This is a genomic window from Isoptericola sp. NPDC060257 (assembly GCF_042726645.1).
Taxonomy (GTDB): domain Bacteria; phylum Actinomycetota; class Actinomycetes; order Actinomycetales; family Cellulomonadaceae; genus Isoptericola; species Isoptericola nanjingensis.
Window position 1 is genome coordinate 1 of sequence record NZ_JBHXAW010000489.1, and the last position, 1,526, is coordinate 1,526.

The following is a 1,526-nucleotide window of genomic DNA, read 5'->3' on the forward strand; positions in this document are numbered from 1 at the left end:
GATACTCCACGAACACTTCACGGGCGCCAGGTCTCAAAAAAAAACGGGAGGGATACGTCCGGGCGAAGCGATGCCGTCCCCTCGGCTCTGCCCTCGTCCTCCGCGTGTGGGGGGCTGAGGGGCCTGGTGCTGTGCTCCGTCCGCGCCAGGCCGTGCCGGGGGAGGCTGCGTCAGGGGACGACGACGAGGGCCGAGGCGGCGAGCGTCAGGGCGAGGCCGAGGGCCTGGCGACGGGCGAGCCGTTCGTGCAGGAGCTTGAGGCCCACCAGGACCGGGACCACCGGGTAGAGCGCCGACAGGGTGACCGCCACCGCGACGAGCTCGGTCCGGGCGGCGAGCAGGTAGCAGACCAGGGCCGCGGCGGCCAGGACGCCGCTGGAGGCCGCCGCGAGGCGCAACGCCGGGGTGGGGGCGGGTCGCGGCTCTGCGGGCGGGCGCCGGAGCGCCAGGATCGCGAGCGCCGCGACGCACCCGACCGCCGTCACCCGGCCCGCGGCCACCGGCCAGATGCCCGACCCGCCACCGGACTGGGCGAGCGCGAGGTACTGCACTCCGATGCCGACGCTCGCGGTCAGACCGTCGCGCACGGCCCGCGCGTCCCCCGCCGGCGCCCCTGGCCCGCCCCGTGCCACGAGCCAGAGCGCGGGCAGGGCCAGCAGCACGCCCGTCCACGTCCACGGGGCGGGTCGCTCCCCGAGGGCCAGCGCTGCCACGACGACCGGCAGGGCGAGGCCGCCCACGGCGCTCACGGGTACCACCAGGGACATGGCGCCCCGGCTCATCCCCCGGAACAGCGCGACCATCGCGACCCCGGTGCCGACCCCGGAGAGGCCGCCCCAGAGCAGGTCGGCCGACGTCGGCCCGGCTCCCCCCGCGAAGGGCGCCACGACGCCCGTCACGACGAGGCCGCCGACCTGGCCCCAGAGCGCGACCCGGACGAACGGCATCCGCCGCGAGACGATGCCACCCACGACGTCCGACACCCCGTACAGGAGCGCCGACGCGAGCGCGAGCAGGGCGCCCACGGTCAGGGGGTCGCACGGGAGGGGTGGGGGCACACGGCCATCCCTCCTGCCTAGCGGCGACCCCCGGTGGTCGCACCCGCGCCGGGGCCGTGGCCCGTCAGGAACTCCCGCGCCGTGGCGAGCAGAAGGTCCCGCTCGCCGTCGACGCTGAAGTCGGGGTCGGTCGCGACCCGTTCGAGGAAGCCGCCGGAGAGCAGGGCGAGCCACGAGGCGATGCGCGCGGGCGGGAGGTCGGCGCGGACCTCCCCCGCCGCCTGACCGCGCTCGACCCACGGCAGCAGCAGGTCGCGCTGGGCCCGGTCGTCCGCGGCGAGCGCGTCGGCGACGGCGGGCAGGTGCATGACGCCGGCGACGGCGCGCACGAAGCCGGGGATGCGGCGTGCGCACCCCGGGCGCGTCGTCCGGATCGGACGCGGCGAACAGCTTGTCCTGCCAGAGGCTGTGGTGGCCGGGCTTCACGTCCACGAACTCGTCGTACGCGCCGAGGTGGAACCCGGTGGC

The 1,526-nt window shown here is 76.7% G+C and carries 2 protein-coding genes; both read right to left on the minus strand.

Annotated elements, in window-relative coordinates; translation table 11 throughout:
• Positions 1 to 170: 170 nt before the first annotated feature.
• Positions 171 to 1,058: an EamA family transporter gene (locus ACFWEK_RS21565; RefSeq protein WP_430555367.1), complete on the minus strand. Its 888-nt coding sequence runs from the start codon at positions 1,056 to 1,058 to the stop codon at positions 171 to 173.
• Between the two features lie 17 nt (positions 1,059 to 1,075).
• Positions 1,076 to 1,387: a hypothetical protein gene (locus ACFWEK_RS21570; protein ID WP_430555368.1), complete on the minus strand. Its 312-nt coding sequence runs from the start codon at positions 1,385 to 1,387 to the stop codon at positions 1,076 to 1,078.
• Positions 1,388 to 1,526: the final 139 nt, after the last annotated feature.